Genomic DNA, 26,308 nt, shown 5'->3' with positions numbered 1-26,308 from the left:
GATGACAGTCGCAACCACCAGTTTCCTGATCTTTGCCGCCAGCCAGGTCGGCACGCCGGGACCGGCCAACATGGTCCTGCTGGGTACTGGTGCGCGTTTTGGCTTTCGCGCCGCGTTGCCTTTTGTCGGGGGTGTTATCCTTGGGAAGCAGCTGATCATTTGGCCGGTCGGTTTTGGGTTGCTGCATCTCTCGGATCAGGCACCCGCGGTGTTTGCGGTACTTAAATACGCGTCAGCGGCCTATATTTTTTGGCTGGCGTGGAAGATTGCCAACACGCGGTTGTCGCGACAGCAGGCTGAGGGGAACGCCCCCGGCTTTCTGGCCGGGCTGATTGTTCATCCGCTCAACCCCAAGGCCTGGGCCATGATCATTGCCGGGTTCACCGGGTTCGTGGCTGCGGGCACCCCCAGTTTCGAAGCGACGGTTACGATTGCTCTGTGTTTGTTGTTTTGCCAGGTGATCCTTCATCCGATCTGGACTTTTGCGGGCGATAGAATTGCCCACGCGGTTGAAGGACGACCCGTTGAAAAATATCTGATGTGGACATTGGCAGGCCTTACGGTTGCGTCCGTACTTTTCGTGTTGTTCGGAGGAGGAACACACCCATGAAACTTGAAACAATAATAAATCAGCCGGTCATAGAAACCGAGCGGTTCGATCTGCGTCCTCTGCGTCGGTCGGATATGGGGCTGATCGAGCACTATGCCGGTGATGAGCGTGTGGCACGTATGACAACCAGTATCGCACATCCTTTGGCCCCCGGCTCGACCGAGGCCTTTGTGACGCGCTCGATGGCCGAGGACCGGGACGAGGACGTCTGGGTCATGGATGCCACCAAGGACGGCGGTCCGGAACTGATTGGTCTGATCACGCTGAAACGGCTGGATCGGAATCAGTCCGAAGTCGGCTATTGGGTTGCGCCGATCTATTGGAATACCGGCATTGCCTCTATGGCTGTCGAAGCACTGGTAAATGCCAACCCGCTGAAAAACGCGACGATGTTTGCCAGTGTGTTTCAGGACAATCCGGCCTCGGCCCGGGTCCTGACTCATTGCGGGTTCCAGTATCTTGGCGATGCAGAAAGCTATTCGGTGGCGCGTGATGCGAATGTGCCCACCTGGACGTACAGCAAAAAACTCTGACTTGTGGCCGATGGGGCCTTTGCAGTAGGGGACAGACCATGAAATTTCTCGATCTTGCAAAGGTCTACATCCGGTCCGGGGCCGGCGGTAGCGGCTGCGTCAGCTTCCGACGCGAAAAGTACATCGAATACGGCGGCCCTGATGGCGGGGACGGCGGTAAGGGCGGTTCCGTCTGGGTCGAGGTCGTGGACGGGCTGAACACCCTGATCGACTTCCGCTATCAACAGCATTTCTTTGCCAAGAACGGCCAGCCGGGCAGGGGGCAGCAACGTACCGGCAAGGACGGTGATGACATTGTCCTGCGCGTGCCCGTCGGCACCGAGATTCTGGACGAAGACGAGGAAACCGTCATCTGCGATCTGACCGAGGTGGGCCAGCGCGTTCTGCTGGCCAAGGGCGGCAATGGCGGTTTCGGCAACCTGCACTTCAAATCGGCCACCAACCAGGCCCCCCGGCGTGCAAATCCGGGGCAGGCAGGCATTGACCGTACGATTTGGCTGCGTCTGAAACTGATTGCCGATGTAGGACTGCTGGGCATGCCGAATGCAGGCAAATCGACCTTTCTTGCAGCCACGTCCAACGCGCGGCCCAAGATCGCGGATTATCCGTTTACCACGCTGCACCCAAATCTGGGTGTCGTGGGGGTCGACAACGTGGAATTCGTGGTGGCCGACATCCCCGGCCTGATCGAAGGCGCCCATGAAGGGCGCGGGATCGGAGATCGCTTCCTTGGTCATGTCGAGCGCTGCGCCGTGCTGCTGCATCTTGTCGATGGTACCTCGGAAACGGTTGCCGATGATTACCGCACGATTATTCACGAGCTTGAGGCCTATGGCGGCGAACTGGCCCAGAAACCCCGGATCACCGTTCTGAACAAGGTTGATGCGTTGGATGATGAAGAACGTGATCTGGCCAAAGCCGAACTGGAAGAGGCCGTTGGCGGCCCCGTGATGACGATGTCCGGCGTTGCTCATCAAGGTGTAACCGAGGTTCTGCGCGCGTTGCGCGGCCAGATCGACGACAATCGTGTTCGTCAGAAACCCGCTGAGGAGGCGCAGCCTTGGCAACCCTGACTTCTGCGCGCCGATTGGTTGTCAAAATCGGGTCAGCTTTGCTGGTTGATCGCGAAACCGGCCAGTTGCGCAATGAATGGTTGTTTTCGTTGGCGCAGGATGTCGCGTGGCTCAAGGGGCAGGGGACAGATGTAATCCTTGTCTCGTCCGGATCTATTGCACTGGGACGCGGCGTTTTGGGGCTGTCCATGGCGACATTGCCATTGGAAAAGTCGCAAGCTGCCGCTGCCGTCGGGCAAATTCGTCTGGCGCGTGCATATGAAGAGGCATTGACGCCTCATGGGATTACCACGGCTCAGGTTTTGGTGACATTGGAAGACAGCGAGGATCGTCGCCGCTATCTGAATTCACGGGCGACCCTGGAAACTTTGCTGGGCTTGGGTGTCGTGCCGATCGTCAACGAAAACGACACCGTGGCAACGGATGAGATCCGGTATGGCGACAACGATCGTCTGGCCGCGCAAATCGCGGTAACGGTCGGGGCGGATCAGTTGATCCTGCTGTCAGATGTCGATGGCTTCTATTCGGGCAACCCCAACGAGGACGCCTCGGCCACGCGTTTCGAAACGATCGACATGATCACGCCCGAGATCGAAGCCATGGCGGGCGATGCGGGCTCTGGCCTGTCAAAGGGCGGAATGAAGACAAAGCTGCTGGCCGCCAAGATGGCCACCGCGGGCGGTTGTGCGATGGCGATCACGGAAGGATCGGTTCTGAACCCTCTGAAAACGCTGGAAAATGGCGCGAATTCGACGTGGTTTACCGCAACGCTGGACCCGCATGCTGCGCGCAAACGCTGGATTTCAGCAATGAAACCGCGTGGCGAAATCACCATCGATGAAGGGGCTGCCAACGCGCTGGCAAATGGCAAAAGCCTGTTGCCCGCAGGTATTGTCGAAGTGACCGGCGATTTCGGGCGCGGCGACCCCGTCGCGATCCTTGACCCCAAAGCTCGCCGGCTGGCGCAGGGAATCAGCCGTTACACCGCGCAGGAGGCTGACGCGATCAAGGGGCGCAAGTCGTCCGAGATCGAGGCGACCCTTGGATATCCCGGCCGTGCGGCCTTGATCCACCGGGATGATCTGGCCCTGTAGATACTGAAAAAGACGACCTGAAAGGCACGCGACATGAAAGATTTCGACAGCATTCCGGCTCTGATGGCTGATCTTGGAAAACGTGCCAAAGCGGCATCGCGCGATCTGGCTTTTGCAAGCTCTGAACGCAAACATGCCGCCCTGATTGCGGCAGCCGACGCGGTTTGGGCCAATCGGGCGCAGATCATCGAAGCCAACCGGAAGGATCTGGAGTTCGGCCGCGAGAAGGGCCTGAGCCCGGCGATGATGGACCGCCTTATGCTGGATGAGGCGCGTGTTCAGGGCATGGTCGATGGTTTGCGGGCGGTGGCTGATCAGACCGATCCGGTAGGCGAAGTGCTGGCCGAATGGGACCGTCCGACTGGATTGAATATTCAGCGCGTACGCACCCCGCTGGGTGTGATCGGCGTGATCTATGAAAGCCGCCCGAATGTCACCGCTGACGCAGGCGCGCTGTGTCTGAAATCCGGAAATGCCGTTATCCTGCGCGGAGGGTCCGAGAGTTTTCATTCTTCGACCGCGATTCATGCCTGCCTGGTTGAAGGGCTGAAGGCCGCCAATCTGCCGGAAGATGCGATTCAACTGGTGCCGACACGTGACCGCGCGGCGGTTCAGGAATTGCTGACCCTGACCGACTATGTCGACGTCATCGTTCCGCGCGGCGGCAAGGGGTTGGTCGGGCTGGTCCAGCGTGAGGCCCGTGTGCCTGTCTTTGCGCATCTTGAAGGCATCGTGCACATCTATGTCGACAAGAGTGCTGATCCGCAGAAAACACTGGACGTGGTGCTGAACGCCAAGACGCGCCGTACCGGCATCTGCGGCGCTGCCGAATGTCTGCTGATTCATCAGGACATCGCCGAAACGCTGGGGCGAGACGTGATCGCCGCACTGCTGAAAGCAGGAGTCGAAGTTCACGCCGAAGGCACACTTGCGGTCGAGGGCACAGTTTCCGCGACGGCGGAGGATTGGGGAAAAGAGTTTCTGGACAGCGTAATCGCGGCCAAGCCCGTCGCTGATATCGACGCCGCCATTGCGCATATCCAGCGATACGGATCAAACCATACCGATTGTATCATGACCGAGGATGACACGGCCGTAGCCCGTTTCTTTGAGCGCCTCGATAGCGCGATCCTGATGCACAACGCTTCGACTCAGTTCGCCGATGGTGGCGAGTTCGGGATGGGCGCCGAGATCGGTATCGCCACGGGCAAAATGCATGCCCGCGGCCCGGTGGGGGCCGCCCAGTTGACCAGTTTCAAATATCTGGTGCGCGGGAACGGAACGATTCGGGATTAAAAACGCAGCGCTACGCGGGTTGCGGCGGTTTCCACCGCAACGCGCCGACCCATCGCATTTGCCGTTTCGGGCAGCAGAGCGAACTGGACCTGCGCGGGTGTAATCTTGTTGGGAAACCGGCCGGTTGCAACGTGTTTCCACAGTTCAGTGTCCACGTTCAGCTTGTCCGCTGTCCCGATGACCGACCATTTTCCATCCTGGGTCGTGATTTCGACTGTGCCGCCCAGTGGCATGGCGCTTTCGAAACACATGATTGCCAAAAAGGCCAGTTTGACCTGATTCCGGGGCACGGGTTCCTTCAGGTTCCAGATAACCCTCACCCGTCCGGTGCGTTCGATGTCCTTGAGCAGCTCGGCCACTTCGGCACGGCCCAGCGGCTGTTCGCCTGCTGATCCGAAGGCAACCCGGAAAAACCGGATACGCGCGCCCGCACTGCCGACACTGCCCGAGATCAACTCCATCTCGGGGCCCTGGACAGCACCAACCATGTCCAACAGCTCCAGCCCGTTGGTGATGGCACCGATCGGGCTGATCAGATCGTGGCAGATCCGTGAGCCGATCAATTCAGCCAGGTTGACGTTCGTGTTGCCCATGCGTACCTCCTGCGGTATCTGCCGCAGGAACCGGAAGCCCCAAATGACAGACATGAATGCTATTCTTGCACCGGGCATGTTTGTTCGCCACCCGGATTTCCCCGAATGGGGCGTCGGACAGGTTCAGTCCAACATCGCAGGCAAGATCACCGTGAACTTTCGCGAGCAGGGGAAAGTGGTAATCGACGGAACGCGCATCGCCCTGATGCCGGTCTTTGATCCGTGAAACTGGTTTAAGAAGAGTTAACAGAAAAGGCCAGATGCCCACTTGTTGCCTTCCCCTGAGGAACTGGGGTATCAGCCGCGTTGATAAAACAGGATCGATAAGTCTGACATGCCGGACGCTGGCCCCTCGTTCACGATCAAATTGGCAGAAACCCAGGACGAACTGCGCGCCGCGCAGCGGTTGCGTTATGACGTGTTTGTGCGTGAACTCGGCGGCGGGGGTGAGCTGATCGATCATGTGACCGGGCTGGAACGGGACCGGTTTGATCCCTATTTCGATCACATGCTGGCCATTGATGATGCGACCGGAGAAGTTGTCGGCGTTTACAGGCTGTTACCGGGGGATCGCGCCGCTGACTTGGGGCAGTTTTATTCCGAGGACGAATACGATCTGAGCGTTCTCAAGCAAAGTGGCCGCAAGTTGCTGGAACTGGGCCGGTCCTGCCTGCACAGGGACTACCGGGGCGGTACGGCCATGTATCATCTCTGGAATGGTCTCTCTCGGTATGTGGCCGAACGTCAGATCGAAGTTCTGTTCGGCGTCGCCAGTTTTCATGGCACGGATGTGCAGGAACTGGCCCAGCCATTGTCCATGCTGCATCACAATCATCTGGCACCGCCAGACCTGCGGGTGCGGGCTCAGCCGAGCGTGTTTCAGACCATGGATCTTGTCGCACCGGACGGGCTGGATCGCCGCCGCGCCATGGTGCAGGTTCCGGCCCTGATCAAAGCCTATCTGAGGCTTGGCGGTTTTGTGGGTGAAGGGGCGTTCATCGATCATACCTTCAATACCACCGATGTGTGCCTGATCCTGGATACGACCCGTATGAACGAGCGGCAGAAGCGCATCTATGGCGGGGCTTGATCCGGTGAATGATCCGCTTTGGAACAGTGAGGATGCGCCGGATCCGTTCGAACTGGGTTTTGTCGGCTGGATTCTTGTGATCCTGAGGGGCTTGCCCCTGGCCATCCTTGTGTTCGGTGGGCTGCTTGTTCTGTTGGCCATTCGACTGATCGAGCTGCCGCTTTGTGGCGTTCGACGCCCTGTCACACCGTTCATCAGCCAGTTCGTGTGCCGAAACGCGTTCCGAGTCCTGGGAATCGGATTCCGCTGCTCGGGCGCGTTGATGAAGGAACACGGCGCAGTTGTTGCCAACCACACATCCTGGCTGGATATCTTTGCCCTGAACGCCCGCAAAAGGGTCTACTTCGTGTCCAAGGCAGAAGTCGTAAACTGGCCGGGTATCGGATGGTTGGCACGGGCCACCGGAACCGTATTCATCGAGCGGGATCGCAAAAAGGCGCGCGAGCAGACGGCGATCTTCGAAGAACGTCTGAAGGCCGGACATAAACTGTTGTTTTTCCCCGAGGGCACCTCGACCGACGGATTGCGTGTTTTGCCATTCAAAACAACGCTCTTTGCCGCTTTCTTCGCGGATGAATTGCGGGATTTCATGTATGTGCAACCGGTCTCGGTGATTTTCCACGCGCCGAAAGGTCAGCCTGACCGGTTCTATGGCTGGTGGGGCGATATGGATTTCGCGCCGCACCTGCTCAAGACATTGGGTGCGCGCAGACAAGGATCCGTTGAACTGATTTATCATTCGCCGGCCCGGGTCAGGGACTTCGCCAATCGCAAGGAACTTGCGGCCCATTGCGAAGCGGCGGTGCTCCACGCGCATGCATTGGCGCGGCTTGAAAAATAAGGGCATTGACCCTTGCACTGCGTCCAAACCTGCCGTATACGCGCGCCATTCAAACCCGCAGGTGGGGTTTGGGCCTTGTAGGGGAGACATCCCTATCCGGCCCGCCGGTTGGAGCATCCGCTTCTTTCACCCCCGCCGAGGCGTAAACCGGAAAAGGAAAACAAAGCATGGCTCTTCCCGAGTTCACCATGCGTCAGCTGCTGGAAGCTGGCGTGCACTTCGGTCACCAGACACAGCGTTGGAATCCCCGCATGGGCCCGTTCATCTACGGCTCGCGCAATGGCATCCACATCATGGACCTGACCCAGACCGTTCCGATGCTGGACCAGGCGCTGCAAGCCGTTCGTGACACCGTCGCAAAAGGTGGCCGCGTTCTGTTCGTCGGCACCAAGCGTCAGGCTGCCGGCCCGATCGCAGAAGCGGCTGAAAAATCGGCTCAGTACTACATGAACCACCGCTGGCTGGGCGGCACCCTGACCAACTGGAAAACCGTTTCCCAGTCGATCAATCGTCTGAACCAGATCGACGAAGCGATGGAATCGGGCGCCGAAGGCCTGACCAAGAAAGAGCGTCTGGGCATGGAGCGTGACCAGGCCAAGCTGCAAGCTTCGCTGGGCGGTATCCGCGAGATGGGCGGCGTTCCGGATCTGCTGTTCGTCATCGACGTCAAGAAAGAAGCACTGGCCATCGCAGAAGCCAACAAGCTGGGTATCCCGGTCGTGGCTGTTGTCGACACCAACTGCTCGCCCGATGGCGTTGACTACATCATACCCGGCAACGACGACGCAGCGCGTGCAATCGCTCTGTACTGCGACCTGGCCGCACGTGCCGCTCTGGACGGCATGACCGCTCAGCTGGGTGCCGCAGGCGTTGACCTGGGCGCGTTCGAAGAAGCACCGGTTGAAGAAGCCGTTGCGGAAGAAGCACCCGCTGAAGAAGCTGCTCCGGAAGCCAAAGCCGAAGCGTAAGCTGCCCGTCACGTAAATGACATATGGGGCAGGGTAGACCTGCCCCAATTCCATTTGAATTGAGGAGAGCCTAAAGATGGCAATCACAGCAGCAATGGTTAAAGAACTGCGCGACTCGACCGGCGCAGGCATGATGGACGCGAAAAAAGCGCTGACTGAAACCGGCGGCAACATGGATGAAGCCGTTGACTGGCTGCGCACCAAAGGTCTGGCCAAGGCGGCCAAGAAATCGGGCCGTACCGCAGCAGAAGGTCTGGTTGCAGTCCACGTCGATGGCGGCAACGGTGTAGCTGTTGAAGTGAACTCGGAAACCGACTTTGTCGCAAAAAACGCCGAGTTCCAGGAAATGGTCGGCAAGATTGCTTACGCGGCTGAAGGCGTAGACAACGTAGAAGAGCTGCTGGCAGCTGATCTGGGCGGCAAATCCGTCGCCGACACCCTGACCGACAAGATCGCCACGATTGGTGAGAACATGTCGGTGCGCCGCATGGCGAAACTGTCGGGCGACACCGTCGTGTCCTACGTCCACAATGCGGCCACCAACGGCATGGGCAAAATCGGCGTTCTGGTTGCTTTGACCGGTGGCGACGAGGCAATCGGCAAGCAGGTTGCAATGCACATCGCGGCCGTGAACCCGGCGGCCCTGTCCGAAGCAGACATGGACCCGGCCGTTGTCGAGAAAGAAAAGCAGGTCCAGATGGATATCGCCCGCGAATCCGGCAAGCCGGAGCAGGTGATCGAAAAGATGATCGAAGGCCGCATGAAGAAATTCGTCGCGGAATCGACTTTGCTGAACCAGCAGTTTGTCGTGAACCCGGACCTGACCGTCGAAGCAGCGGCCAAGGAAGCGGGCGCGACCATCACCGGTTTCATCCGTCTGGAAGTTGGCGAAGGCATCGTGGTTGAAAAAGAAGATTTCGCCGCCGAAGTCGCCAAAGCCGCGCAAGGCTAAAAGGGCACAGGGAAAGTGCCGGCAACGGCCTTTCCCAACAAAATTGAAGGGTTGCGCGCCGCGTAACCCTTTTTTTTTGCCACCGGCGGACTTGAAAGTACTTTAGAGAAGAATTGGAGGGCCCCGCATGATGGGGATGGTCGAGGCCCCCCAAAATTCCGACACCGGCACGCGGACAAATAGGCGCCCCCTTGTCAGATTGATCGGAGAGCTTTGTTATTGCAAAGATCCAATCCAATGTTCCCTGGCTAAAGCCACCACTCACGGAACACTCTCACTTTGCAACTTTTAGGATTGGTTTGAAAAGTAGTGATTTCCTTACCTAAGGTAAACTGACGCGGGATAGCGTCAAAATATTGCGGTTATGCTTCCATAATGAACATCTGGTTGTGCAGTGACGCCTTGAGAACCGCTTGCGCCGTCGTTTCGACCGAAAGAGCTTCGCGCGCGAGTCGCAGGTGCTTTTCTACCGTTGCCGATGTCAGTCCCATCAACAGCGCGATATCCTGAGTGGTTTTCCCGTCACCAACCCATTGCAGAGCTTCGCGTTGACGTTTGGTCAGTGCCCGGTTCGGCGGATGGAACGGCAATGTCAGGATTTTCAGGTGGACGACATTGTTCATGAGCAAAATGTCGTCGCCGTGCTCTTCCCAGACCGCATCCACATCTTCCTGGCTGAGCCCATTGGCGGCCGACAGAGAAATCGCCCCTTTCGAGCGCATGGAAACCGAGTTGAAGCTGACGGTATAGCCGGAAACCACGCCCATGGATTTGTTGAACTCGAAAACTTCGCGCTCCTTGGCGGTCATCGTTCCGCCCGAGTTCATCTCCTGCAACATTTTCCAGCTGGCGGCGCCTTCGTTGTCCAATGCCCACTTCAACATCGGAGCGTGAAAATACAGACCATCCTTGAGGAATCCGTCCACATAAGCCCGTTTGTGGTTCGTCAGGATTACGAAATCTTCCGGATCACCCAGAGACGTCTCTGTCCGGTATTGCGTGTACCCATAGATCAGGCGGGTAAATCCGAACTCGGCCATTTTGCGGCAATGAGCATCCCAAAGGTCTTCCAGGGTTTTGGTGTAGCTGACAAACCGAAGATATTCCTTGAGCTTCATGTCGTGTTGCCCGCTTTCAGATGAGCCGCGAGCGCGTCCAGCGCGAGGATATAGCTTTGGGCACCGAAGCCACAGATCTGACCCAATGCGACAGGGGCTACGTAGGACCTGTGCCGGAAGGCTTCTCGGGCATGAATGTTGGAAAGATGCACTTCGACAACCGGTAACTCTACTGATGCAATGGCATCCATGAGGGCAATCGACGTATGCGTGAACGCCCCTGCGTTCAGTACCAGCCCGCTTTGCACACCACGGGCCGCATGAATGGCGTCAAGCAGCACACCTTCGTGATTGGATTGCAGATGCGTTACATCCAGCCCTATGGACGCCCCATGCTGAACGCAGCGGTCCTCGATCATGTGCAATGTTGTGTCGCCGTAAACCTCGGGCTGCCGTGTACCAAGCAGATTGAGGTTAGGGCCATTCAATACCAAGACGTTATGCATGTTTTCACGATCCCCATACTATGGTTCATAGACGCGAAAAGGCCGGGTTGTCTACCTGACATTAACGGATTGAATACAGACAGGTGCCAGGAAAACAGAACTTGTGATGGAAGAGAAAACCATCTTCAGTCATTCGGCATGACGATACCGCACGTCCGTTTGGAATTGGGCCGTATATTTACGTCCGTTTTTCGTTTTTGGGAAAACAGGATTTCAGGCGCATTGCCGTCGAGTTCACGATCTGAAAACAGGAACTGTCCGGGGTTTTCGGTCGGCCCCTTGCGACGCTGAGTAATACTTGCAAACCGTCTCTGATGCGATTGTAGATTGTCGTGTGAAGTTTTGGTGCAACCCGGGTTCGTGTCAACGCAGCGGGCGGCTGATTGCCGCAAAGACGATAAGGCTTTGAACCGGGTCGGAATGCAAACGAAATCAGATTTGGCAGAGGAACACGACAATGACCCCGGATACCCTTTTCTCGCTGCCCGGCAAAACCGCATTGGTAACAGGCGGCGCCACGGGTATCGGTCGAATGGCCGCTGAAGCGCTGGTCAGGGCCGGTGCGCGTGTTTTGATTGCCTCCCGAAACGGGGACGCGTGTGTCGCGGCCGCCGCCGAGTTGAATGCGCTGGAGGCACCGGGAAGTGCCGAGGGGTTTGCCGGAGACATCGGCAGCGAGGCAAGTATCGCCAAACTGGTTTCAGACATTCAGGACCGAACGGAAAGGCTTGATATTCTTATGAATAACTCTGGCGTGACCTGGGGGGCACCCTTGGGGCAGTTTCCGTATGACGCGTGGGACAAGGTGATGTCGGTCAACGTGGCCGGGGTTTTCGAGCTTACCCAGAGGTTGCTGCCGATGTTGATGCAATCCGGAACCGCAGACGATCCGGCCAGGGTCGTGAATGTCGGGTCCGTGATGGGAGAGGTTCCCATGGGGGATGGCGCCTACAGCTATTCAGCCTCGAAGGCTGCGGTTCTGCATCTGACGAAAATCATGGCCAAGGAACTGTCGCCTTACCACGTGACGGTCAACGCGCTGGCTCCGGGGCCGTTCGTATCGCGGATGACGGCCTTTGCTACGGCGGATGAGGACAAGCGTGAAAAGGTCGGCAAGTCAGTGCCGCTTGGGCGCGTCGGCTGTGATGAAGATATAGCGGGATGTGTTCTGTTTCTGTGCGGACGCGGCGGCAGTTACGTAACCGGTTCGATTATCCCGGTTTCCGGTGGGATCAACGTAGTTACGTCGGGCAACATCTTTGCCGAAGCCTTCTAAGCCACGCTGCGGTCAGAGCTGATCCCGTTCACAACGTGTTGGATTTGTGCCGTTTCTTGTGTTTCGACAGCTCAATTTCTAGGTTCGGCAAACTGTTCTTGCCAAAGAACATTTCAGATCCGTAAAACAGGCTGGGAACGCCAAAAACGCCGCGTCGCACGAACGATTTGGTCTGATCCTTCAGATCCTGTTTGATTTCAGGGCTTGTCATTGCCTCGCGCAGCTTGCGAACCGGCAGTTCGTTTTCTTGCAGAATATCGACGAGAACAGCCAACTCGTCAGCTTTTTGTCCATGCACCCAAATCGCATCAAAAACAGCGCTTATATATCGATTTTCCCATGATTTTCCTCTGGCAAAGTGGGCGCCCCGCATCGCAAATTTTGTATTGATCGGAAAATGCGGGCTCATGTGAAAGCTCAGCCCGCGACGTCGCGCGAACCGATGCAAGTCATGGGTAAGATAGGCGGTTTTCTGACGGTTCTCGGAAAACGCCTGAAACGGGCTCTGGTTGTGCGTTGCCTTGAAAACAACAGGCAGAAGGACAGGGGAATACGTGATCCTGGCATTATGCCGCGCGGCCAGCTCTGGCAGCATCTTGTGAGCCAGAAAGGCATTTGGGCTGCAAAAATCGTAAACGAAATCTATGTTTTGCGTCATGATGTTCCTCCAGGCCGGTCCGACATGACCCCATCCAACAATTTACAAGCGAATCTGTATCGGTTTCATTGTATCACCTGGATGAAAGGCGTGCCTCTTGGCTCTACTTGTATAACCATTCATTTCAGCCCGGGTTCTGCTGTTGTTTCAGGCCCCACGCACGCACGATATTAGTCAACTTCTGGTGGAACTCAAAAAATGCTTCGAAAACAAGCCATGTTCGATGAAACGCGTCTGAACCGGATTCGCATCTGGATGGACCGCTATGTTGATCAGCGTAAATACGCGGGCTCGTCCTTTTTGCTGAAGCACAAAGGGGATGAGGTTTTTTTCCACTCCAGCGGTTTTCGAAACCTGGAAGAGGCTCTGCCGTTCCAACGCGACACGCTGGCGCGCATCTACTCGATGACCAAACCCGTCACCTCTGTTGCCTTGATGATGTTGGCGGAACGTGGGCTGTTTCACCTCGACGCGCCTCTGTCCGATTTCCTGCCCGAATTCAATCAGATGCAGGCTCTGGTACCCGGCGCGGAAAGGCTGGATCAAACCGAAGACGCAGCCCCCCCAACTCTACATCAGTTACTCACCCACACCAGTGGTCTCAGCTATCCGTTCAATCCCGGGATTCTACCGGACGCGATGGATGAAAAGGGTCTTATCTTCAAACCGGATCAAGGGCCTCTGAAAGATCGCGTACGTGACCTGGCAGAGTTACCTTTGGCATTCCAGCCCGGAACACGGTGGGAATACTCTGTCGGAACCGACGTGCTTGGGCGCGTTGTCGAAGTCGTCTCGGGACAGACCCTGGAACAATTCTTCCGGCAGGAAATCTTGGCGCCCCTCGAGATGCGCGAAACCGGGTTTTCAGTACCAGCCGGGGCAGGGGACCGGTTCGCATCCCTTTACACGCCGCTGGCCGGCGATGCGATGGCGTTGAACTCGCTTGACCAAGGAAGTGACTCACTACGATTGATCGATTCTTACGAGGGCTCGCCATTCGAGAACGCGACGACCTTTTCAGGAGGCGGCGGGCTGGTGTCCACAATCGACGACTATGTCAAATTCGTCGAGATGCTACGTAATCGAGGGGCCGGAAATGGCCATCAACTGCTTGGCCCGAAAACGGTGGACTTCATGATGCGCAACCACTTGCCGGGTGATATCGCTTCGATGGGACCAAAGAGCTTTGCAGAACAGCCGATGGAAGGCATGGGGTTTGGCCTTGCCGGATCGATTGTTCTGAATCCGGGTCGGGTGCGTGTGCCCGGTTCCGTTGGTGATTTCAGCTGGGGGGGCATGGCCTCGACCTATTTCTGGATCGACTGGCAGAACGACCTGACGGCTGTGTTCTTAACGCAACTGTCGCCGTCCAGTTCTTATCCATCCCGGGCTGAACTCAAGGCATTGGTGCACGCCGCCATGATTGAATGATCTTGCTCAGGCTGATACCCGGGTTTCAAATAATCAGCCTGAGAGCAAACAATGACCGAAGCGGAACGCATCTTACTGGATCTTCTGGATATCGAACGGCTTGAAGTCGATCTTTTCCGCGGCACAGGATCAGGTGGAGAAACACCAACCCGGATTTTCGGCGGTCAGGTCATTGCGCAGGCCTTGGCCGCGGCGTACAGAACCGTGGAAGACCGGTTGTGCCATTCCCTGCACGCCTATTTCATCCGACCCGGAGACCCAGATAAACCCGTTATTTATCAAGTTGATAGGGCGCGTGACGGGGGGTCGTTCACTACCCGCCGCGTCGTTGCCATTCAGAATGGCAAACAGATCCTGAACATGTCGGCATCCTTTCACGTTCAGGATGAAGGTTGGGATCATCAGCATCCGATGCCAACCGTGAATCCACCCCAGACATACCCATCCCGCTCCGAGCTTCGACAAGCATATGTAGATCGCGTGCCCGAAGGTTTTCGCGGTGAACTTCTGCGTGAACGCCCGATCGAAGTCCGGGAGGTGGATCATCTGGATCCGTTCAACCCCGAAGTGTCAGACGACCGCAACCAGACATGGTTTCGCATGGCGGCCGCCGCGTCTGCGGATGCGAAAACTCAACATCTTCTGTTGGCCTATGCGTCGGATATGAACCTCATGTCGTCGGGCTTGCGACCTCACGGGCTGAGTTGGTTTTCCGGAGAGTTCAACGGCGCCAGCCTGGACCATGCTCTGTGGTTTCATGCACCCGTTAAATTTCAGAACTGGCATCTGTATGTGATGGATTCTCCGTGGACAGGGCAGGGACGCAGCTTCAATCGTGGATCGATTTATTCAGAAGACGGAACCCTTGTCGCGTCGGTGGCTCAGGAAGGTCTTATGCGGAAGGCGCAGGGAAAACGTTAAATATCTGGCGTAAAGCGTTGATTCAACTTGCGCATTCCGCCCAGCCAGCGATCATAATCGGCCGCTTTGAGTTGCAGATAATCCAGAACCTGCGGATGTGGAAGAACCAGAAACCGTTCTTCCCGGATGGCTTGTACGCAGGCTTCAGCGACGTCTTCGGGCTCCAGCATTCCGTCGATCGATGCCACTGAAACCTCGTGTCCTTCAGTCATCTGCGACCGAACCGCCTGAGGACAAAGAACCGAGACCCGCAGACCTTTGGTGCCATATGTCAGCGACAGCCACTCGGCAAATCCGACCGCCGCGTGTTTCGTGACGCCGTATGGCGCCGCACCTGGTTGGTTCAGCAAACCCGCCGCAGAGGCCGTTGTCAAAATATAACCGCCGCCGCGACCGATCATGCGAGGCACCAGATGTCGCGCTGTCCACACGTGTGACATCACGTTGATTTTCCAAATTTTTTCCCATTGATCGTCCGGAACATCCAGACCGCCAAGCGTCAGGATGCCGGCATTTGCGCAGAACAGATCAATTGGGCCGACAGTGTTTTCGGTGTAATCAATCAACGCCTTGATCTGATCCTCATCCGAGACGTCACATGTGAAGGCAACGCCGCCAGTTTGGGTTGCGACTTCACGGGCTCCGGCTGCGTCAATATCCGAACAGATGACGCGCGCACCTTCCTGAGCAAAGCGTTCCGCCAAACCCCGGCCAATGCCATCTGCGGCGCCGGTCACGATGACAGTTCTATCTCTGAGCTCCATAGCGCATCCCAAAACAAATCTTGTGTGTCCTGGTCAACGTGTTCACTTTGCGGTCAAGTCACAAGCGGACATTATTAACCATAATACCAATTATGCGACCATTAGGTGAGCATGGTGAATTCACAAACGAAGTGCGACCCCTGTTAAAATTCAATTGTTTTGCACGTTACAAGCCCACACCAAATAGCTACCCCAATGCGTATCCTGCGCCGCGGACGGTTCGCACTGGATCGGTTCCGCCATATTGCGTCAGAGCTTTGCGCAGACGCCCGATATGCACATCGACCGTTCGGGTATCGACATAGATGTCGCGGCCCCAAACCCGGTCCAGCAATTGCTCGCGGCTCCAGACCCTGCCCGGCTTTTCCATGAACGTGCTGAGAAGCCGGAACTCGGTCGGCCCGAGCTTGAGTGGTTTGTTGTCCCGGCTGACTTTATGCGTCTCGGAGTCAAGAATAATGTCATCGAATTCCAGGCGCAAACCAACTGTCGAAGGACGGACGCGGCGCAATTGCGTGCGCACGCGCGCCATCAGCTCGACCACGGAGTATGGCTTGACCACGTAGTCATCCGCCCCGGTTTCAAGACCGCGAACCTTGTCCACTTCCTCGGACCGGGCCGACAGCATGATTATCGGGATTGAACGCGTGTCCGGGCGGCTTTTCAGACGACGACAGACCTCGATACCGCTCAGATTGGGCATCATCCAGTCCAGGACGATGATGTCCGGACTGTCTTCATCCACCAACAACATGGCTTCTTCACCGTTGGCAGCCTTTGAAACCCGAAATCCTTCTGCTTCAAGATTGTAGGCCAGAACTTCGCGCTGAGCCATTTCATCCTCTACAACCAGAACGGTAGGTTGATCTGCGGACATCTCGCTCGCCTCCTACACGGTTTGCGACGTGTTGTCGGCCTTGGGCCGAGCCTCGGTCGGGCGGTCGCCGGTGACCAGGTACACAACCTGTTCGGCGATCGAGGTTACGTGATCGCCCATGCGTTCGATATTCTTGGCGATGAAATGCAGGTGCATACAGGCCGAGATATTGCGTGGGTCTTCGGCCATGAAGGTCAGAAATTCCCGGAAAAGGCCGTTATACATCTGGTCAACTTCTTCATCGCGGTTGATGACGTCTGTGGCCAGTTCCGCATCGCGCTGAATATAGGCATCCAGCGCATCACGCAGCATCCGTTCGACCTCGCGTGCCATCCGGCGCAAGGCCGCAGCGCTTCCGGAGATCTCGCTGGCATTGACCAGAACCGTGGTTCGTTTGGCGATATTCTTGGCATAGTCGCCAATGCGCTCAAGGTTGCCGGATACCTTCAGAACCGACAGGATCAGCCGCAAGTCACCGGCCGTGGGTGCACGCAGCGCAATCAACCTGGCGGTTTCTTCATTGATCAGTTCTTCAAGCGCGTCGATGGCTTTGTCGCCTTTTCGCACCTCTTGCGCCAACTCTTCATCGCGGGTTTCCAGCGAGCGGGCCGCGCCTATGATGGCGGCCTCGACCAGCCCGCCCATCTTCATGATATGCGCTTGGATCGCCTCGAGGTCGCGGTCAAAAGCAGTTGCAATATGTTGTTCGCTCATTGTCAGATACCTGTGCTTAGCCGATGCGGCCGGTAATGTAGCTTTCCGTGCGCGGATCTATCGGATTGGTAAAAATCTGCCCGGTTTCACCGAATTCAACCAGATTGCCCAAGTGGAAAAAGGCCGTTTTCTGACTGACCCGCGCCGCCTGCTGCATCGAGTGGGTGACGATCACAACGGAAAACCGCGACCTCAGTTCATCGATCAACTCTTCGACCTGTGCTGTCGCAATCGGGTCAAGGGCCGAGCACGGCTCGTCCATCAACAGAACTTCGGGTTCGGTGGCGACGGCCCGGGCGATGCACAAACGCTGCTGCTGGCCGCCGGACAGGCCGGTGCCAGGTGCATCCAGACGATCCTTGACCTCATCCCAGATTGCGCCGCGGCGCAGGGATTTTTCCACGATTTCATCCAGTTCCGCCTTGTTACGGGCCATGCCGTGAATGCGCGGGCCATAGGCCACGTTGTCATAGATCGACTTCGGGAACGGGTTGGGTTTTTGGAACACCATTCCGACCTTGGCGCGCAACTGGACCGGATCGACACGCTTGTCATAGATATCTTCACCATCCAGCAGGATGTCGCCTTCGACACGGCAGATATCGATGGTGTCATTCATCCGGTTCAGGCAGCGCAGGAAGGTGGACTTGCCACAACCAGATGGCCCGATGAAGGCCGTGACGGTCTTGTCTTCGATCTCAACGCTCACGTCCTTGATGGCATGGGTCTCACCGTAGAAAACCTGTACGTTCCTGGCGTTGATCTTGATGTCTTTGGAGTCCACGGTTCTCTCCACTCGTGTCATGTCGTTCATTCCAGCCCCCATTTACCAGCGGCGTTCAAAGCGGCGGCGCAAGATGATTGCGATGATATTCATGGTCAGCAGGAACATCAAAAGTATGATGATCCCACCCCACGCCTTCTCGTAAAAGCCCGCGTCAGCGCGTGCGGCCCATGTATAGATCTGGGCGGGCATGGCCGAGTTCGGCTCGGTAAAGCCTGCAAGAAAGCCGTCAGGATAACCGCGCGCGACAAATCCAACCATGCCGATCAGCAGGAGGGGCGCGGTTTCTCCCAAGGCTTGCGCCAGACCGATGATGGTACCTGTCAGAATGCCCGGCGCGGCCAGTGGCAGCACGTGGTGAAACACCGCCTGCATTTTCGACGCCCCTACCCCCAACGCCGCATCGCGGATCGACGGAGGCACGGCCTTCAAAGACGCACGGGTCGAGATGATGATCGTCGGAAGCGTCATCAGGGTCAGAACCAGACCGCCGACCAGCGGCGCCGATTGCGGCAGGTGCATGAACTGAATGAAAACGGCCAGGCCCAGAATGCCGAAGACGATGGACGGAACCGCGGCAAGGTTCGAAATGTTCACTTCGATCAGGTCAGTCAACTTGTTCTGCGGCGCAAATTCTTCGAGGTAGATCGAAGCTGCAACGCCAATCGGAAGCGACAGACACAGAACGACCAGCATCATGAAGAATGATCCCACAACCGAGACACCGATACCTGCGCCGCCGGGGTTGTCCACGCCTGCGTCCGCGCCGGTGATGAAGGGCCAGTTGAATACCTGCCTGATGATGCCTGCCTGTTCCAGCGCATCGACCAGATCCAGATCGCTTTTTTGCAGAAACCGGCTGTCCTGTATCGTGTCGCGGGATACGCGGCCTTTGAAATACCCGTCCACCCGGCTGGATGCCGCCAGATCGAAACTGACCGCCTCACCCAGCTTGTCTGGATTTTCGGAATAGAAGGTCCGGATCGTCCCGCCGACTTTTCCCAAAAGACGCTCGATCGCGGCCTCATCAAAATCAACGCTGATTCCGCGTTCGGCAAGTTCACTGTTCAACTGGGCGACGAACAGGTTGGAATAGACTTTTGTCTTGAAAAGGGCCCCTTCGGCCTCGTCCCGCTGCGGTTCGGTCAGTGTGAAATCAATGCTGACGACCGTGCGTTGGAAGGCCGGGATACCCTGCGACAGGATCGAAGCAAACAGAACAACCAGAAAGAACAGACCGGTTGCGATTGCGGCGATGCCATAAGCACGGAACCGTTTCTCGGCCTTGGCGCGTTTCTTCGTGCGTTCATCCGAAGCCGTAAGCGAGATCGTATGGCGACCGGATTGGGGGCTTTGCATACTGGTGTCGGTCATTCGTACTGCTCCCGGTACTTGCGCACGATATAAAGGGCACACACGTTAAGCCCCAAGGTGAGAATGAAAAGGGTCATGCCAAGTGCGAAGGCGACCAGCGCCTCGGGCGAGGCAAAGTCGGCGTCCCCCGTCAACTGGCTGACGATCTTGGCTGTCACGGTTGTCATGGCTTCGAACGGGTTCAGGCTGAGGCGGGCCGCGGCCCCTGCCCCGAGAACCACGATCATGGTCTCGCCGATGGCGCGTGATGCCGCCAGAAGGATCGCGCCGACGATACCGGGCAACGCGGCGGGCAGAACGACCTGACGGATGGTTTCCGATTGCGTGGCGCCAAGGCCATAAGAACCGTCGCGCATGGCCTGCGGCACTGCGTTGATAATGTCGTCAGACAGCGATGAGACAAACGGGATCAACATGATCCCCATCACCAGACCCGCAGTCATGACGGCAGTGCCGGCTTTCATCCAGCCCAGGCCACTTTCACCAAATACGTCCAACAGCAGCGGGCCAACGGTCAACAAGGCGAAGAGACCGTAAACGATGGTCGGAATCCCGGCCAGCACCTCAAGCAGCGGCTTGGCGACAGAGCGCAAGCGGGACGAAGCGTATTCGCTGAGATAGATCGCGGCGAACAATCCGATCGGCACTGCAACCAGCAGCGCCACGACAGAGATGTAGAGCGTCCCCCACAGCAGCGGCAAGATACCGAGTTCGGACAACCCGCCGCGGCCCGAAAAGCTGGGTGCCCAGGTCATGCCGAAAAAGAAATCTGACGCCGGGTACAGTTTGAAGAATTCCCAGGTGTTGAACACAAGAGACAGGACAATGCCCACCGTTGTCAGAATGGCAACCGACGCGGCCGCCAGAAGCAGGACACGGACCCCCTGTTCCACAACGTTGCGCGCACGGTATTCGGCGTTGGTTTGCAACCAGCCCGCTACGGCACCGATCAAGGCAACCGCGACAACGGCAACGGACATGATTGCGTACCCGGTCGAACTCATGGCGCGATAGCTCTGCGCAGCGCGCAGTACCGGTTGGGTGATGTCCGAAGTCACAACCTGCCCCGCGTCCTTCAAAAGCTGGGTGATCTCGGCGACATTTGCATCGGCATCACTGGCGGCGTTCTGGGTCAGAGTGCCTTGCGCAACCGCGTTGTCCAGCCCGGCAGCGGTGCGGCGTACTTCGGCCATCACCAGGCTGCGGGAGGAACCTTCCTTTATCACAGAGTCCGGTATCATGTCCGACACCTGCGCATTGAGGAAGAAAGGCTGCGCCAACAGCCACACGATCAAGAGACCGAAGGCCGGCACAAGTGTCTTCAGTGCAACGTTTGCACCGTAAAAAGATGGCAGGGAATGCAGGTTCCGACTGTCACCCCCTGCGTTTTGCAGTGCGCGCGTACGTCCCAGTAGATAGCCGACAGCCGCGATCGCCGAAACGATCAGAAAGAGCCAAAGTATCGGCATGACACCCCCATTGCCTTCGATTGCGAGTAGTAAAAAGACAGTGAAGGGGCGACTGATCCGTCGCCCCCATTTGCGTTACACTGACGTCAGGCTCAGCTGCCCGAACCCATGGTGACTTCGTTGGCGATTGCGTCCTGAGTTTTTGCCAGTTCAGGATCGGCGACCAGGCCATAGTTGGCAAGCGGGCCCGACGGACCGGCGATTTCGTCATGGGTGAAGAACTGCGCGTATTCCTTCAAACCGGGGATCACGCCGATATGAGCTTTCTTCACGTAGAAGAACAGCGGGCGGGAAACCGGATATTCGCCGGTCGAGATGGTTTCGGTCGACGGTGCGACACCCGACATGGTGGCAACCTTCAACTTGTCGGTGTTGTTCTCGTAGAACGCCAGACCAAACACGCCGATACCGTTGGGGTTGGTGTCGATACGCGCCAGGGTTTCGGTATAGTCACCGTCGATATCGACCGATTTGCCATCGGTGCGAACCGCCAGACAGGCATCTTCAGCGTCGTCTTCGCTCATGCCGCCCGCGATCATGGCTTCCATCGCGCCGGTTTCTTCACAACCGATCAGCAGAACCTTTTCTTCGAACACTTCGCGGGTGCCGTGCTTGGTGCCCGGGATGAAGCCTGCGATTTCAACATCGGGCAGTTCCGGGTTGAACTCGGCCCAGGTGTTGTACGGGTTGTCAACGATCTGACCGTCTTTCAGAACTTTCGCGCCTAGTGCGTTGAAAATGTCGGACGGCTCGAACGCGGTGAAGTCAGGCCCGGTCTGCTGGCTTGCGAATACGATGCCGTCATAACCGATGCGGACTTCCATGATGTCGGTCACACCGTTTTCGGCGCAGGCTTTGATCTCTTTTTCACGGATCGCGCGCGACGCGTTTGCAACGTCGATGGTGTTTTCGCCAACGCCTTCGCAGAAACGCTTCAGACCAGCCGACGACCCGCCGGATTCAACAACCGGAGTTGGAAAGTCTGTGTTTTCACCGAACAGTTCGGCCACGATCGAGGCATAAGGCAGAACGGTCGACGAACCGGCGATCTGAACGTTGTCACGCGCCGCAGCAGTGGTCGCCGAGACGGCAGCGATAGCCAGCGCAGATGCCGACAGTTTTACAAAGGACATTTCAGTCTCCCTGAAAAGGTATGCTTGATCACCACCATGATGATCCTGCGGGGACCCCTATGGCTCGTGCGTAAGCCTTTTGTGACACATGCGTAACGGTTTTATGACAGGAGGCGATTTTTTGCGTTTTATTCAAAGAAACGCCAATGCCCCAAAGGGTCAGAATAAAAGCAGACTTGCATTCCAAGTTGTTTCAACGAGGTAAAACAACTGTAAAAACAGAGCCTTTTCCCAATTCGCTTTCGACGCGAAGTCTTCCACGATGGCGATTGACGATGTGCTTCACAATCGCAAGACCAAGCCCCGTTCCGCCCAGTTGCCGCGACCTGTGGCTGTCGGCGCGATAGAATCGCTCAGTCAGGCGCGGCAGGTGAACGGCATCTATGCCGGGCCCCTTGTCTATGAACTGGATTCGGACAGCCGGGCCGCGCATCGCCGGATCCCTGTCCACAGGCAAGACACGTACGGTGACGCTGCCGCCACTAGCGCCATATTTGATCCCGTTCTCGATGAGATTGGTGAAAACCTGTCGCAATTGATCACCGTCGCCGGTGACTGAAAGCGGACCGTTTTTCACGTCCAGCGACAGAACCACGCCAGCGTCTTCCGCAAGGGGCCGCAAAGAGTTTATCGTGGATTGAAGAAGACCGGTAAGCTCCAGCTGTTGCCTGGGTCGAACACGTTCTTCGCTTTCGACCCGGTTCAACGACAACAGATCCCCGACCAGACGGTTCATCCTGTTGGCTTCATCGGCCATGATCTTGAGGAACCGATCCCGTGCCTCGGGGTCTTCGCGTGCCGGACCACGCAAGGTTTCAATGAAACCCATCAAGGCGGTCAACGGCGTGCGCAATTCATGGCTGACATTGGCTACGAAATCCCGTCGCATCTGGCTGGCGTGTTCCAGATGGGTGGTATCCTGAAACGTGACCATGACGGCCCCTTCGGAAGCGACACCGTTCATGTATCTGCATTCGACTGTGTATGTTGTGTCCTGCGCGCCGTCATTGGACAGATGACGTGCTTTCTTTGCGCTTTTGCTTGTCAGGCTTTGCTCGATCGCGTCCAGAACCTGCGGCTGTCGCAATATGGTCGCAAAATGACGTCCAACAATGTTCTGGCCCAGAAGAGACGTTGCATCCGTGTTCGCGGCAATGATCCGTTCAGTCTGATCCACCATCAGCGCCGGCAACGGGATCGCAAGAACAATGTCCTCAAGAACGTCTTCGGTCATGGTTCAAAACCCACTCATTCCGCCGCGTCAAAGCGCAGGTTTCAGGGTTTCACGGAATTTGCGCATGTTTTCCTGATAGTGCAGCGCACTGAACGTGATTTTTTGGGCCGCGGCCTCATCCAGTTGGCGCACGACCTTGCCCGGCGATCCCATGACAAGCGAATTGTCGGGAATTTCCTTGCCCTCGGTGATCAGGGCCCCTGCTCCGATCAGACAGTTCCGGCCGATCTTCGCCCCGTTCAGAACGATTGCGCCCATTCCGACCAACGTGTTTTCGCCTATGGCGCAGCCATGCAGCATCACCTTGTGCCCGATGGTGCAATTTCGACCAATCGTCAGGGGAAAGCCGGCGTCGATATGCATCACGCAGTTTTCCTGAACGTTGCTGCCTTCGCCGACCCGGATTTCTTCGTGATCCGCGCGAATCGTGCAGCCGAACCAAACCGAGGCCCCCTTCTCGAGCACAACCTTGCCAATCAGATTGGCATCGGGCGCGACCCAGGTGTCCTCGTGAATGTGCGGAGCGTGCTCGCCCAAAGCGTAAATGGTCATGACAGTCCCTCGAATTCTCTCTGCAACTTGCGGACGTGCTGTTGCAACCTGGGTTGCTGAATGCGGCGCATCCGCTCAGCGCTGACGATTGTTTTCAGCTTTTCTTCGGTTGCCTCTAGGTCATCGTTGATCAGGACGTAATCGTAATAGCCCCAGTGGCTGATTTCATCCCAGCTTTTGAGCATACGGCGGCCGATAACGTCATCACTGTCTTGCCCGCGCGTTTCCAGCCGGCGGCGCAGCTCGGGGATGGACGGCGGCAGAATGAAGATCGACAACGCGTGCTTGCCCAGATCCGAATTTCGGATCTGCACTTCACCCTGCCAGTCGACGTCGAACAATACGTCCTTGCCGGCATTGATCGAATTTTTGACCGGCTCGGCAGGCGAGCCATAGAAGTTTCCGAATACATGGGCATGTTCCAGCATCTGCCCATCAGCGACCTGCTGTTTGAATTCGTCCTCGGACAGGAAGAAATACTCGCGCCCATGCTCTTCGCCGGGGCGCGGAGCCCGGGTCGTCGCCGAGATCGAGAATTCCAGATCCGTATCCCAGGCCATCAGCCGTCTGGCCAGGGTCGATTTGCCCGCTCCGGACGGAGAAGACAGGATGATTAGTAGGCCTCGGCGGTCCGCCATGTCAGTCGTTCCCATTCTTATTCCACGTTCTGCACTTGCTCGCGCATCTGATCGATCACCGCTTTCAGTTCCAGCCCGACCGATGTCAGGTCCGAGCTTTGCGCCTTGGAACACAGCGTGTTGGCCTCGCGATTGAACTCTTGCATCAGGAAATCCAGCTTGCGGCCCACGGCCCCGTCCTGTGCCAACAACTCACGCGCGGCCCCTACATGCGCGGTCAGGCGGTCGATTTCTTCGGTGATATCCGCCTTGACCGCGATCATCGCCAGCTCTTGCGCGACACGATCAGGATCCGCGCCTTGCGTGTTCTCCAGCACCCGCGCGAGATTCTCACGCAGCCCCTCGGTCATCTCGTCCTTGCGTTGCTCGGCAATGGCCGCGGCTTGCGTCGTCAGTTCCGCGACCCGTCCCAGTTGCGTGTTCAAGACCACCGCCAAAGCTGCCCCTTCGGTTTTGCGCATATCTATGAACGCCGCCAGAAGATCTTTGAACTCGGACGTCAGATGAGCAACAAGCGGAGCCGGATCGTCAGCCTCGGTTCCTGCGTCCATCATCCCCTTGAGCGCCAAAAGATCTGACGCACGCGACGGCGCCAGCGTGATGCCGCGCGCAACTGCCAGCGCTTCCGTTCGTTCAAGAGCAGTCAGGGCCGCAGCCATCGCGGCTTCGTTCAAGGCCAGGTCCGGGGCAGAATCCTCGCGGTTCAAGCGCATCGACAGGGTCACGTTTCCCCGGCTCAGGGATTTGGACAGCGACGCCCGCAACGCGACTTCGAGACCGGTCAACCAGTCGGGCACGCGCAGTCGCATGTCCAGCCCCTTGCCGTTTACGCTGCGAAGTTCCCACGACCAGCTGTGCGGTCCGAAAGTTCCCTTCCCCGAGGCAAATCCGGTCATGGATCTGATCATGATGGCCCTTTCCTGTTCCCTTGCTGTTTCGAGCATGTGCCGCACCTAATGCTATTGACTGGTGCAGAGCAAGAGTTTGCTGAAGACGCATTTGTTTGGCGCAAGTTAACCATTCGTTAAAGAATTGCTCCAAAATTGAATTAACCCGAGTCAAACTGCCCATAGCAATGGTTTGCGGGCCGTTGATGCTTCCAATGTGTTGCATTTTATGAAAAAGGCGGCCAATTGACGTTAGGGTGATGAAAATGAAAACCTTTTTCGGGATAGGTTCCGGGTCAGAATTTGGAAAGATCGTCGCAATGGATCGCTTTGACAGTGGGCGCAGCCTATCGCCGATCCGCCAGGCCGAGGCGTATTGGATCGCGTTGTTGAGCGGTGACAGCGTACCAATGCGGTCTCAAATCGACCCGCGCGGTCTTGAGAATGTTCTTGAATATACTTTCATCCTGGAACGCATCGCACCCGGCCTGGCCCGATTTCGTCTGGCAGGCAGCCATCTGAACGCACTAGCAGGGATGGAAGTGCGAGGGATGCCGTTGACCGCGTTCTTTCAACCGGATGCCCGTGCGCAGACCAAGGATGTTCTGGAGCAGGTATTTGCATCCCCCGCTGTTGCCGAATTGAGTCTGACCTCGGGCGGGGTGTTGGGACGTACCCGGATGCAGGCCCGGATGATCCTTTTGCCACTGAAAAGCGACCTTGGGGATGTCAGTCGTGTTTTGGGGGTCATGATCGCCGATGGCGCAATCGGCAAGACACCGCGCCGGTTTTCACTGTCTGATACGCGGATCAAACCGGTTTCTGAAATTCAGGTACCCGCGCCCACTCTGCGCCGTCCTGTGGAAGGTTTTGCCGAGGAACAACGCGAATTCAAACGCTCTGCCGGCCATCTTCATCTGGTGGTGTCTCGCGACGATTGAAACACGTAAGACAGCCGTGAACAAAAAACAGCGGACCGATG

29 protein-coding genes are annotated in these 26,308 nt (G+C 57.1%); 14 read left to right on the top strand and 15 right to left on the bottom strand.

Translation table 11 applies throughout. The features are described 5' to 3' along the window. Position 1: 1 nt before the first annotated feature. The 5 genes from ACR0DJ_RS06905 to ACR0DJ_RS06885 are packed head-to-tail and all read left to right on the top strand — an operon-like array spanning position 2 to position 4,606. Positions 2–610, top strand: a complete 609-nt coding sequence (locus tag ACR0DJ_RS06905; protein ID WP_425078250.1) for a LysE family translocator — start codon at positions 2–4, stop codon at positions 608–610. After that, positions 607–1,143: a GNAT family N-acetyltransferase gene (locus tag ACR0DJ_RS06900; RefSeq protein WP_152457964.1), complete on the top strand. Its 537-nt coding sequence runs from the start codon at positions 607–609 to the stop codon at positions 1,141–1,143. Before ACR0DJ_RS06905 ends, ACR0DJ_RS06900 begins: the two co-directional genes overlap by 4 nt. Before the next feature lie 38 nt (positions 1,144–1,181). Further along, positions 1,182–2,216, top strand: a complete 1,035-nt coding sequence (gene obgE, locus ACR0DJ_RS06895; protein ID WP_170344313.1) for a GTPase ObgE — start codon at positions 1,182–1,184, stop codon at positions 2,214–2,216. Beyond that, a complete protein-coding gene (gene proB, locus ACR0DJ_RS06890; protein ID WP_170344311.1) occupies positions 2,204–3,310 on the top strand; it encodes a glutamate 5-kinase in 1,107 nt (368 codons plus the stop codon). Before obgE ends, proB begins: the two co-directional genes overlap by 13 nt. A 33-nt stretch (positions 3,311–3,343) precedes the next feature. Beyond that, positions 3,344–4,606, top strand: a complete 1,263-nt coding sequence (locus tag ACR0DJ_RS06885; protein ID WP_480684344.1) for a glutamate-5-semialdehyde dehydrogenase — start codon at positions 3,344–3,346, stop codon at positions 4,604–4,606. Here the strand turns inward: ACR0DJ_RS06885 and ACR0DJ_RS06880 are convergent. Beyond that, a complete protein-coding gene (locus tag ACR0DJ_RS06880; RefSeq protein WP_170344308.1) occupies positions 4,603–5,199 on the bottom strand; it encodes a histidine phosphotransferase family protein in 597 nt (198 codons plus the stop codon). The two genes, ACR0DJ_RS06885 and ACR0DJ_RS06880, sit on opposite strands and share 4 nt — an antisense overlap. 43 nt (positions 5,200–5,242) lie before the next feature. On the opposite strand from ACR0DJ_RS06880, the gene ACR0DJ_RS06875 reads away from it, so the two are divergent. From ACR0DJ_RS06875 to tsf, 5 genes are all read left to right on the top strand, one after another. Then, complete coding sequence (locus ACR0DJ_RS06875; protein WP_050602459.1) at positions 5,243–5,425, top strand: DUF3553 domain-containing protein; 183 nt, start codon at positions 5,243–5,245, stop codon at positions 5,423–5,425. A gap of 108 nt (positions 5,426–5,533) precedes the next feature. Then, on the top strand, positions 5,534–6,289 hold the full coding sequence (olsB, locus tag ACR0DJ_RS06870; protein ID WP_170344307.1) for an L-ornithine N(alpha)-acyltransferase: 756 nt from the start codon (positions 5,534–5,536) through the stop codon (positions 6,287–6,289). Beyond that, the gene (olsA, locus tag ACR0DJ_RS06865; RefSeq protein WP_480684341.1) at positions 6,276–7,130 is read left to right on the top strand and encodes a lyso-ornithine lipid O-acyltransferase; all 855 of its coding nucleotides are present in this window, start codon (positions 6,276–6,278) and stop codon (positions 7,128–7,130) included. Before olsB ends, olsA begins: the two co-directional genes overlap by 14 nt. A 167-nt stretch (positions 7,131–7,297) precedes the next feature. Beyond that, entirely contained in the window at positions 7,298–8,098 is an 801-nt protein-coding gene (gene rpsB, locus ACR0DJ_RS06860) for a 30S ribosomal protein S2 (protein WP_224855776.1), read from the top strand. Between the two features lie 76 nt (positions 8,099–8,174). Further along, entirely contained in the window at positions 8,175–9,050 is an 876-nt protein-coding gene (tsf, locus tag ACR0DJ_RS06855) for a translation elongation factor Ts (RefSeq protein ID WP_152457972.1), read from the top strand. Positions 9,051–9,412: 362 nt separating this feature from the next. On the opposite strand, the gene ACR0DJ_RS06850 is transcribed toward tsf, so the two are convergent. Together ACR0DJ_RS06850 and aroQ are read right to left on the bottom strand one after the other, a co-directional pair. Next, positions 9,413–10,168, bottom strand: a complete 756-nt coding sequence (locus tag ACR0DJ_RS06850; RefSeq protein WP_170344301.1) for an autoinducer binding domain-containing protein — start codon at positions 10,166–10,168, stop codon at positions 9,413–9,415. Next, positions 10,165–10,614: a type II 3-dehydroquinate dehydratase gene (aroQ, locus tag ACR0DJ_RS06845; protein ID WP_170344299.1), complete on the bottom strand. Its 450-nt coding sequence runs from the start codon at positions 10,612–10,614 to the stop codon at positions 10,165–10,167. The genes ACR0DJ_RS06850 and aroQ overlap by 4 nt, the downstream gene beginning before the upstream one ends. Positions 10,615–11,071: 457 nt before the next feature. Here aroQ and ACR0DJ_RS06840 point away from each other — a divergent pair, with 457 nt between their 5' ends. Further along, positions 11,072–11,890, top strand: a complete 819-nt coding sequence (locus tag ACR0DJ_RS06840; protein WP_257600725.1) for an SDR family oxidoreductase — start codon at positions 11,072–11,074, stop codon at positions 11,888–11,890. Between the two features lie 28 nt (positions 11,891–11,918). On the opposite strand, the gene ACR0DJ_RS06835 is transcribed toward ACR0DJ_RS06840, so the two are convergent. After that, positions 11,919–12,548: a 2-hydroxychromene-2-carboxylate isomerase gene (locus ACR0DJ_RS06835; RefSeq protein ID WP_170344296.1), complete on the bottom strand. Its 630-nt coding sequence runs from the start codon at positions 12,546–12,548 to the stop codon at positions 11,919–11,921. A gap of 198 nt (positions 12,549–12,746) precedes the next feature. On the opposite strand from ACR0DJ_RS06835, the gene ACR0DJ_RS06830 reads away from it, so the two are divergent. Together ACR0DJ_RS06830 and ACR0DJ_RS06825 are read left to right on the top strand one after the other, a co-directional pair. Then, positions 12,747–13,979: a serine hydrolase domain-containing protein gene (locus ACR0DJ_RS06830; RefSeq protein ID WP_480684337.1), complete on the top strand. Its 1,233-nt coding sequence runs from the start codon at positions 12,747–12,749 to the stop codon at positions 13,977–13,979. A gap of 51 nt (positions 13,980–14,030) precedes the next feature. Further along, positions 14,031–14,900: an acyl-CoA thioesterase gene (locus ACR0DJ_RS06825; protein ID WP_257600729.1), complete on the top strand. Its 870-nt coding sequence runs from the start codon at positions 14,031–14,033 to the stop codon at positions 14,898–14,900. Here the strand turns inward: ACR0DJ_RS06825 and ACR0DJ_RS06820 are convergent. The 11 genes from ACR0DJ_RS06820 to ACR0DJ_RS06770 form a co-directional block, all read right to left on the bottom strand. Beyond that, positions 14,897–15,664, bottom strand: a complete 768-nt coding sequence (locus tag ACR0DJ_RS06820; RefSeq protein WP_480684335.1) for an SDR family oxidoreductase — start codon at positions 15,662–15,664, stop codon at positions 14,897–14,899. The two genes, ACR0DJ_RS06825 and ACR0DJ_RS06820, sit on opposite strands and share 4 nt — an antisense overlap. Positions 15,665–15,851: 187 nt before the next feature. Then, positions 15,852–16,541: a phosphate regulon transcriptional regulator PhoB gene (phoB, locus tag ACR0DJ_RS06815; RefSeq protein ID WP_170344290.1), complete on the bottom strand. Its 690-nt coding sequence runs from the start codon at positions 16,539–16,541 to the stop codon at positions 15,852–15,854. Between the two features lie 12 nt (positions 16,542–16,553). After that, complete coding sequence (gene phoU, locus ACR0DJ_RS06810; RefSeq protein WP_170344289.1) at positions 16,554–17,255, bottom strand: phosphate signaling complex protein PhoU; 702 nt, start codon at positions 17,253–17,255, stop codon at positions 16,554–16,556. A gap of 16 nt (positions 17,256–17,271) precedes the next feature. Beyond that, positions 17,272–18,069 (bottom strand): phosphate ABC transporter ATP-binding protein PstB, encoded by a 798-nt coding sequence (pstB, locus tag ACR0DJ_RS06805; RefSeq protein ID WP_171228332.1) that lies wholly within the window; start codon positions 18,067–18,069, stop codon positions 17,272–17,274. 12 nt (positions 18,070–18,081) lie between these two features. Further along, positions 18,082–19,413 carry a phosphate ABC transporter permease PstA gene (gene pstA / locus ACR0DJ_RS06800; RefSeq protein WP_480684334.1) on the bottom strand — a complete coding sequence of 444 codons (1,332 nt, stop codon included), beginning with the start codon at positions 19,411–19,413 and terminating at the stop codon, positions 18,082–18,084. Continuing rightward, positions 19,410–20,882: a phosphate ABC transporter permease subunit PstC gene (gene pstC / locus ACR0DJ_RS06795; RefSeq protein WP_257600735.1), complete on the bottom strand. Its 1,473-nt coding sequence runs from the start codon at positions 20,880–20,882 to the stop codon at positions 19,410–19,412. Before pstC ends, pstA begins: the two co-directional genes overlap by 4 nt. Before the next feature lie 92 nt (positions 20,883–20,974). Then, the gene (locus ACR0DJ_RS06790) at positions 20,975–22,015 is read right to left on the bottom strand and encodes a substrate-binding domain-containing protein (RefSeq protein ID WP_425078261.1); all 1,041 of its coding nucleotides are present in this window, start codon (positions 22,013–22,015) and stop codon (positions 20,975–20,977) included. 193 nt (positions 22,016–22,208) lie between these two features. After that, positions 22,209–23,249 carry a sensor histidine kinase gene (locus ACR0DJ_RS06785; protein WP_480684332.1) on the bottom strand — a complete coding sequence of 347 codons (1,041 nt, stop codon included), beginning with the start codon at positions 23,247–23,249 and terminating at the stop codon, positions 22,209–22,211. Positions 23,250–23,276: 27 nt separating this feature from the next. Further along, complete coding sequence (locus tag ACR0DJ_RS06780) at positions 23,277–23,801, bottom strand: gamma carbonic anhydrase family protein (protein ID WP_480684331.1); 525 nt, start codon at positions 23,799–23,801, stop codon at positions 23,277–23,279. Further along, entirely contained in the window at positions 23,798–24,439 is a 642-nt protein-coding gene (gene gmk, locus ACR0DJ_RS06775; protein ID WP_170344277.1) for a guanylate kinase, read from the bottom strand. Before gmk ends, ACR0DJ_RS06780 begins: the two co-directional genes overlap by 4 nt. A 17-nt stretch (positions 24,440–24,456) precedes the next feature. Beyond that, positions 24,457–25,347, bottom strand: coding sequence for a YicC/YloC family endoribonuclease (locus ACR0DJ_RS06770; protein WP_480684329.1), 891 nt, complete (start codon positions 25,345–25,347; stop codon positions 24,457–24,459). A gap of 239 nt (positions 25,348–25,586) precedes the next feature. On the opposite strand from ACR0DJ_RS06770, the gene ACR0DJ_RS06765 reads away from it, so the two are divergent. Then, positions 25,587–26,267: a PAS domain-containing protein gene (locus tag ACR0DJ_RS06765; RefSeq protein WP_480686237.1), complete on the top strand. Its 681-nt coding sequence runs from the start codon at positions 25,587–25,589 to the stop codon at positions 26,265–26,267. Positions 26,268–26,308: the final 41 nt, after the last annotated feature.

The organism is Ruegeria sp. BF10 (genome assembly GCF_056538725.1).
This window is presented reverse-complemented; position numbering and strand designations above follow the sequence as displayed.

Excerpts from the sequence above, each read along its gene's own strand:
- ACR0DJ_RS06830 (WP_480684337.1), top strand. The coding sequence starts at position 12,747 with ATGCTTCGAAAACAAGCCATGTTCGATGAAACGCGTCTGAACCGGATT.
- ACR0DJ_RS06765 (WP_480686237.1), top strand. The coding sequence starts at position 25,587 with ATGAAAATGAAAACCTTTTTCGGGATAGGTTCCGGGTCAGAATTTGGA.
- ACR0DJ_RS06825 (WP_257600729.1), top strand. The coding sequence starts at position 14,031 with ATGACCGAAGCGGAACGCATCTTACTGGATCTTCTGGATATCGAACGG.
- ACR0DJ_RS06785 (WP_480684332.1), bottom strand. The coding sequence starts at position 23,249 with ATGACCGAAGACGTTCTTGAGGACATTGTTCTTGCGATCCCGTTGCCG.
- ACR0DJ_RS06790 (WP_425078261.1), bottom strand. The coding sequence starts at position 22,015 with ATGTCCTTTGTAAAACTGTCGGCATCTGCGCTGGCTATCGCTGCCGTC.
- tsf (WP_152457972.1), top strand. The coding sequence starts at position 8,175 with ATGGCAATCACAGCAGCAATGGTTAAAGAACTGCGCGACTCGACCGGC.
- ACR0DJ_RS06835 (WP_170344296.1), bottom strand. The coding sequence starts at position 12,548 with ATGACGCAAAACATAGATTTCGTTTACGATTTTTGCAGCCCAAATGCC.
- pstC (WP_257600735.1), bottom strand. The coding sequence starts at position 20,882 with ATGCCGATACTTTGGCTCTTTCTGATCGTTTCGGCGATCGCGGCTGTC.
- ACR0DJ_RS06900 (WP_152457964.1), top strand. The coding sequence starts at position 607 with ATGAAACTTGAAACAATAATAAATCAGCCGGTCATAGAAACCGAGCGG.
- ACR0DJ_RS06880 (WP_170344308.1), bottom strand. The coding sequence starts at position 5,199 with ATGGGCAACACGAACGTCAACCTGGCTGAATTGATCGGCTCACGGATC.
- olsB (WP_170344307.1), top strand. The coding sequence starts at position 5,534 with ATGCCGGACGCTGGCCCCTCGTTCACGATCAAATTGGCAGAAACCCAG.
- pstA (WP_480684334.1), bottom strand. The coding sequence starts at position 19,413 with ATGACCGACACCAGTATGCAAAGCCCCCAATCCGGTCGCCATACGATC.
- pstB (WP_171228332.1), bottom strand. The coding sequence starts at position 18,069 with ATGAACGACATGACACGAGTGGAGAGAACCGTGGACTCCAAAGACATC.
- olsA (WP_480684341.1), top strand. The coding sequence starts at position 6,276 with ATGGCGGGGCTTGATCCGGTGAATGATCCGCTTTGGAACAGTGAGGAT.
- ACR0DJ_RS06840 (WP_257600725.1), top strand. The coding sequence starts at position 11,072 with ATGACCCCGGATACCCTTTTCTCGCTGCCCGGCAAAACCGCATTGGTA.
- phoU (WP_170344289.1), bottom strand. The coding sequence starts at position 17,255 with ATGAGCGAACAACATATTGCAACTGCTTTTGACCGCGACCTCGAGGCG.
- ACR0DJ_RS06770 (WP_480684329.1), bottom strand. The coding sequence starts at position 25,347 with ATGATCAGATCCATGACCGGATTTGCCTCGGGGAAGGGAACTTTCGGA.
- ACR0DJ_RS06850 (WP_170344301.1), bottom strand. The coding sequence starts at position 10,168 with ATGAAGCTCAAGGAATATCTTCGGTTTGTCAGCTACACCAAAACCCTG.
- ACR0DJ_RS06905 (WP_425078250.1), top strand. The coding sequence starts at position 2 with ATGACAGTCGCAACCACCAGTTTCCTGATCTTTGCCGCCAGCCAGGTC.
- aroQ (WP_170344299.1), bottom strand. The coding sequence starts at position 10,614 with ATGCATAACGTCTTGGTATTGAATGGCCCTAACCTCAATCTGCTTGGT.
- rpsB (WP_224855776.1), top strand. The coding sequence starts at position 7,298 with ATGGCTCTTCCCGAGTTCACCATGCGTCAGCTGCTGGAAGCTGGCGTG.
- ACR0DJ_RS06885 (WP_480684344.1), top strand. The coding sequence starts at position 3,344 with ATGAAAGATTTCGACAGCATTCCGGCTCTGATGGCTGATCTTGGAAAA.
- ACR0DJ_RS06820 (WP_480684335.1), bottom strand. The coding sequence starts at position 15,664 with ATGGAGCTCAGAGATAGAACTGTCATCGTGACCGGCGCCGCAGATGGC.
- phoB (WP_170344290.1), bottom strand. The coding sequence starts at position 16,541 with ATGTCCGCAGATCAACCTACCGTTCTGGTTGTAGAGGATGAAATGGCT.
- gmk (WP_170344277.1), bottom strand. The coding sequence starts at position 24,439 with ATGGCGGACCGCCGAGGCCTACTAATCATCCTGTCTTCTCCGTCCGGA.
- ACR0DJ_RS06780 (WP_480684331.1), bottom strand. The coding sequence starts at position 23,801 with ATGACCATTTACGCTTTGGGCGAGCACGCTCCGCACATTCACGAGGAC.
- ACR0DJ_RS06875 (WP_050602459.1), top strand. The coding sequence starts at position 5,243 with ATGACAGACATGAATGCTATTCTTGCACCGGGCATGTTTGTTCGCCAC.
- obgE (WP_170344313.1), top strand. The coding sequence starts at position 1,182 with ATGAAATTTCTCGATCTTGCAAAGGTCTACATCCGGTCCGGGGCCGGC.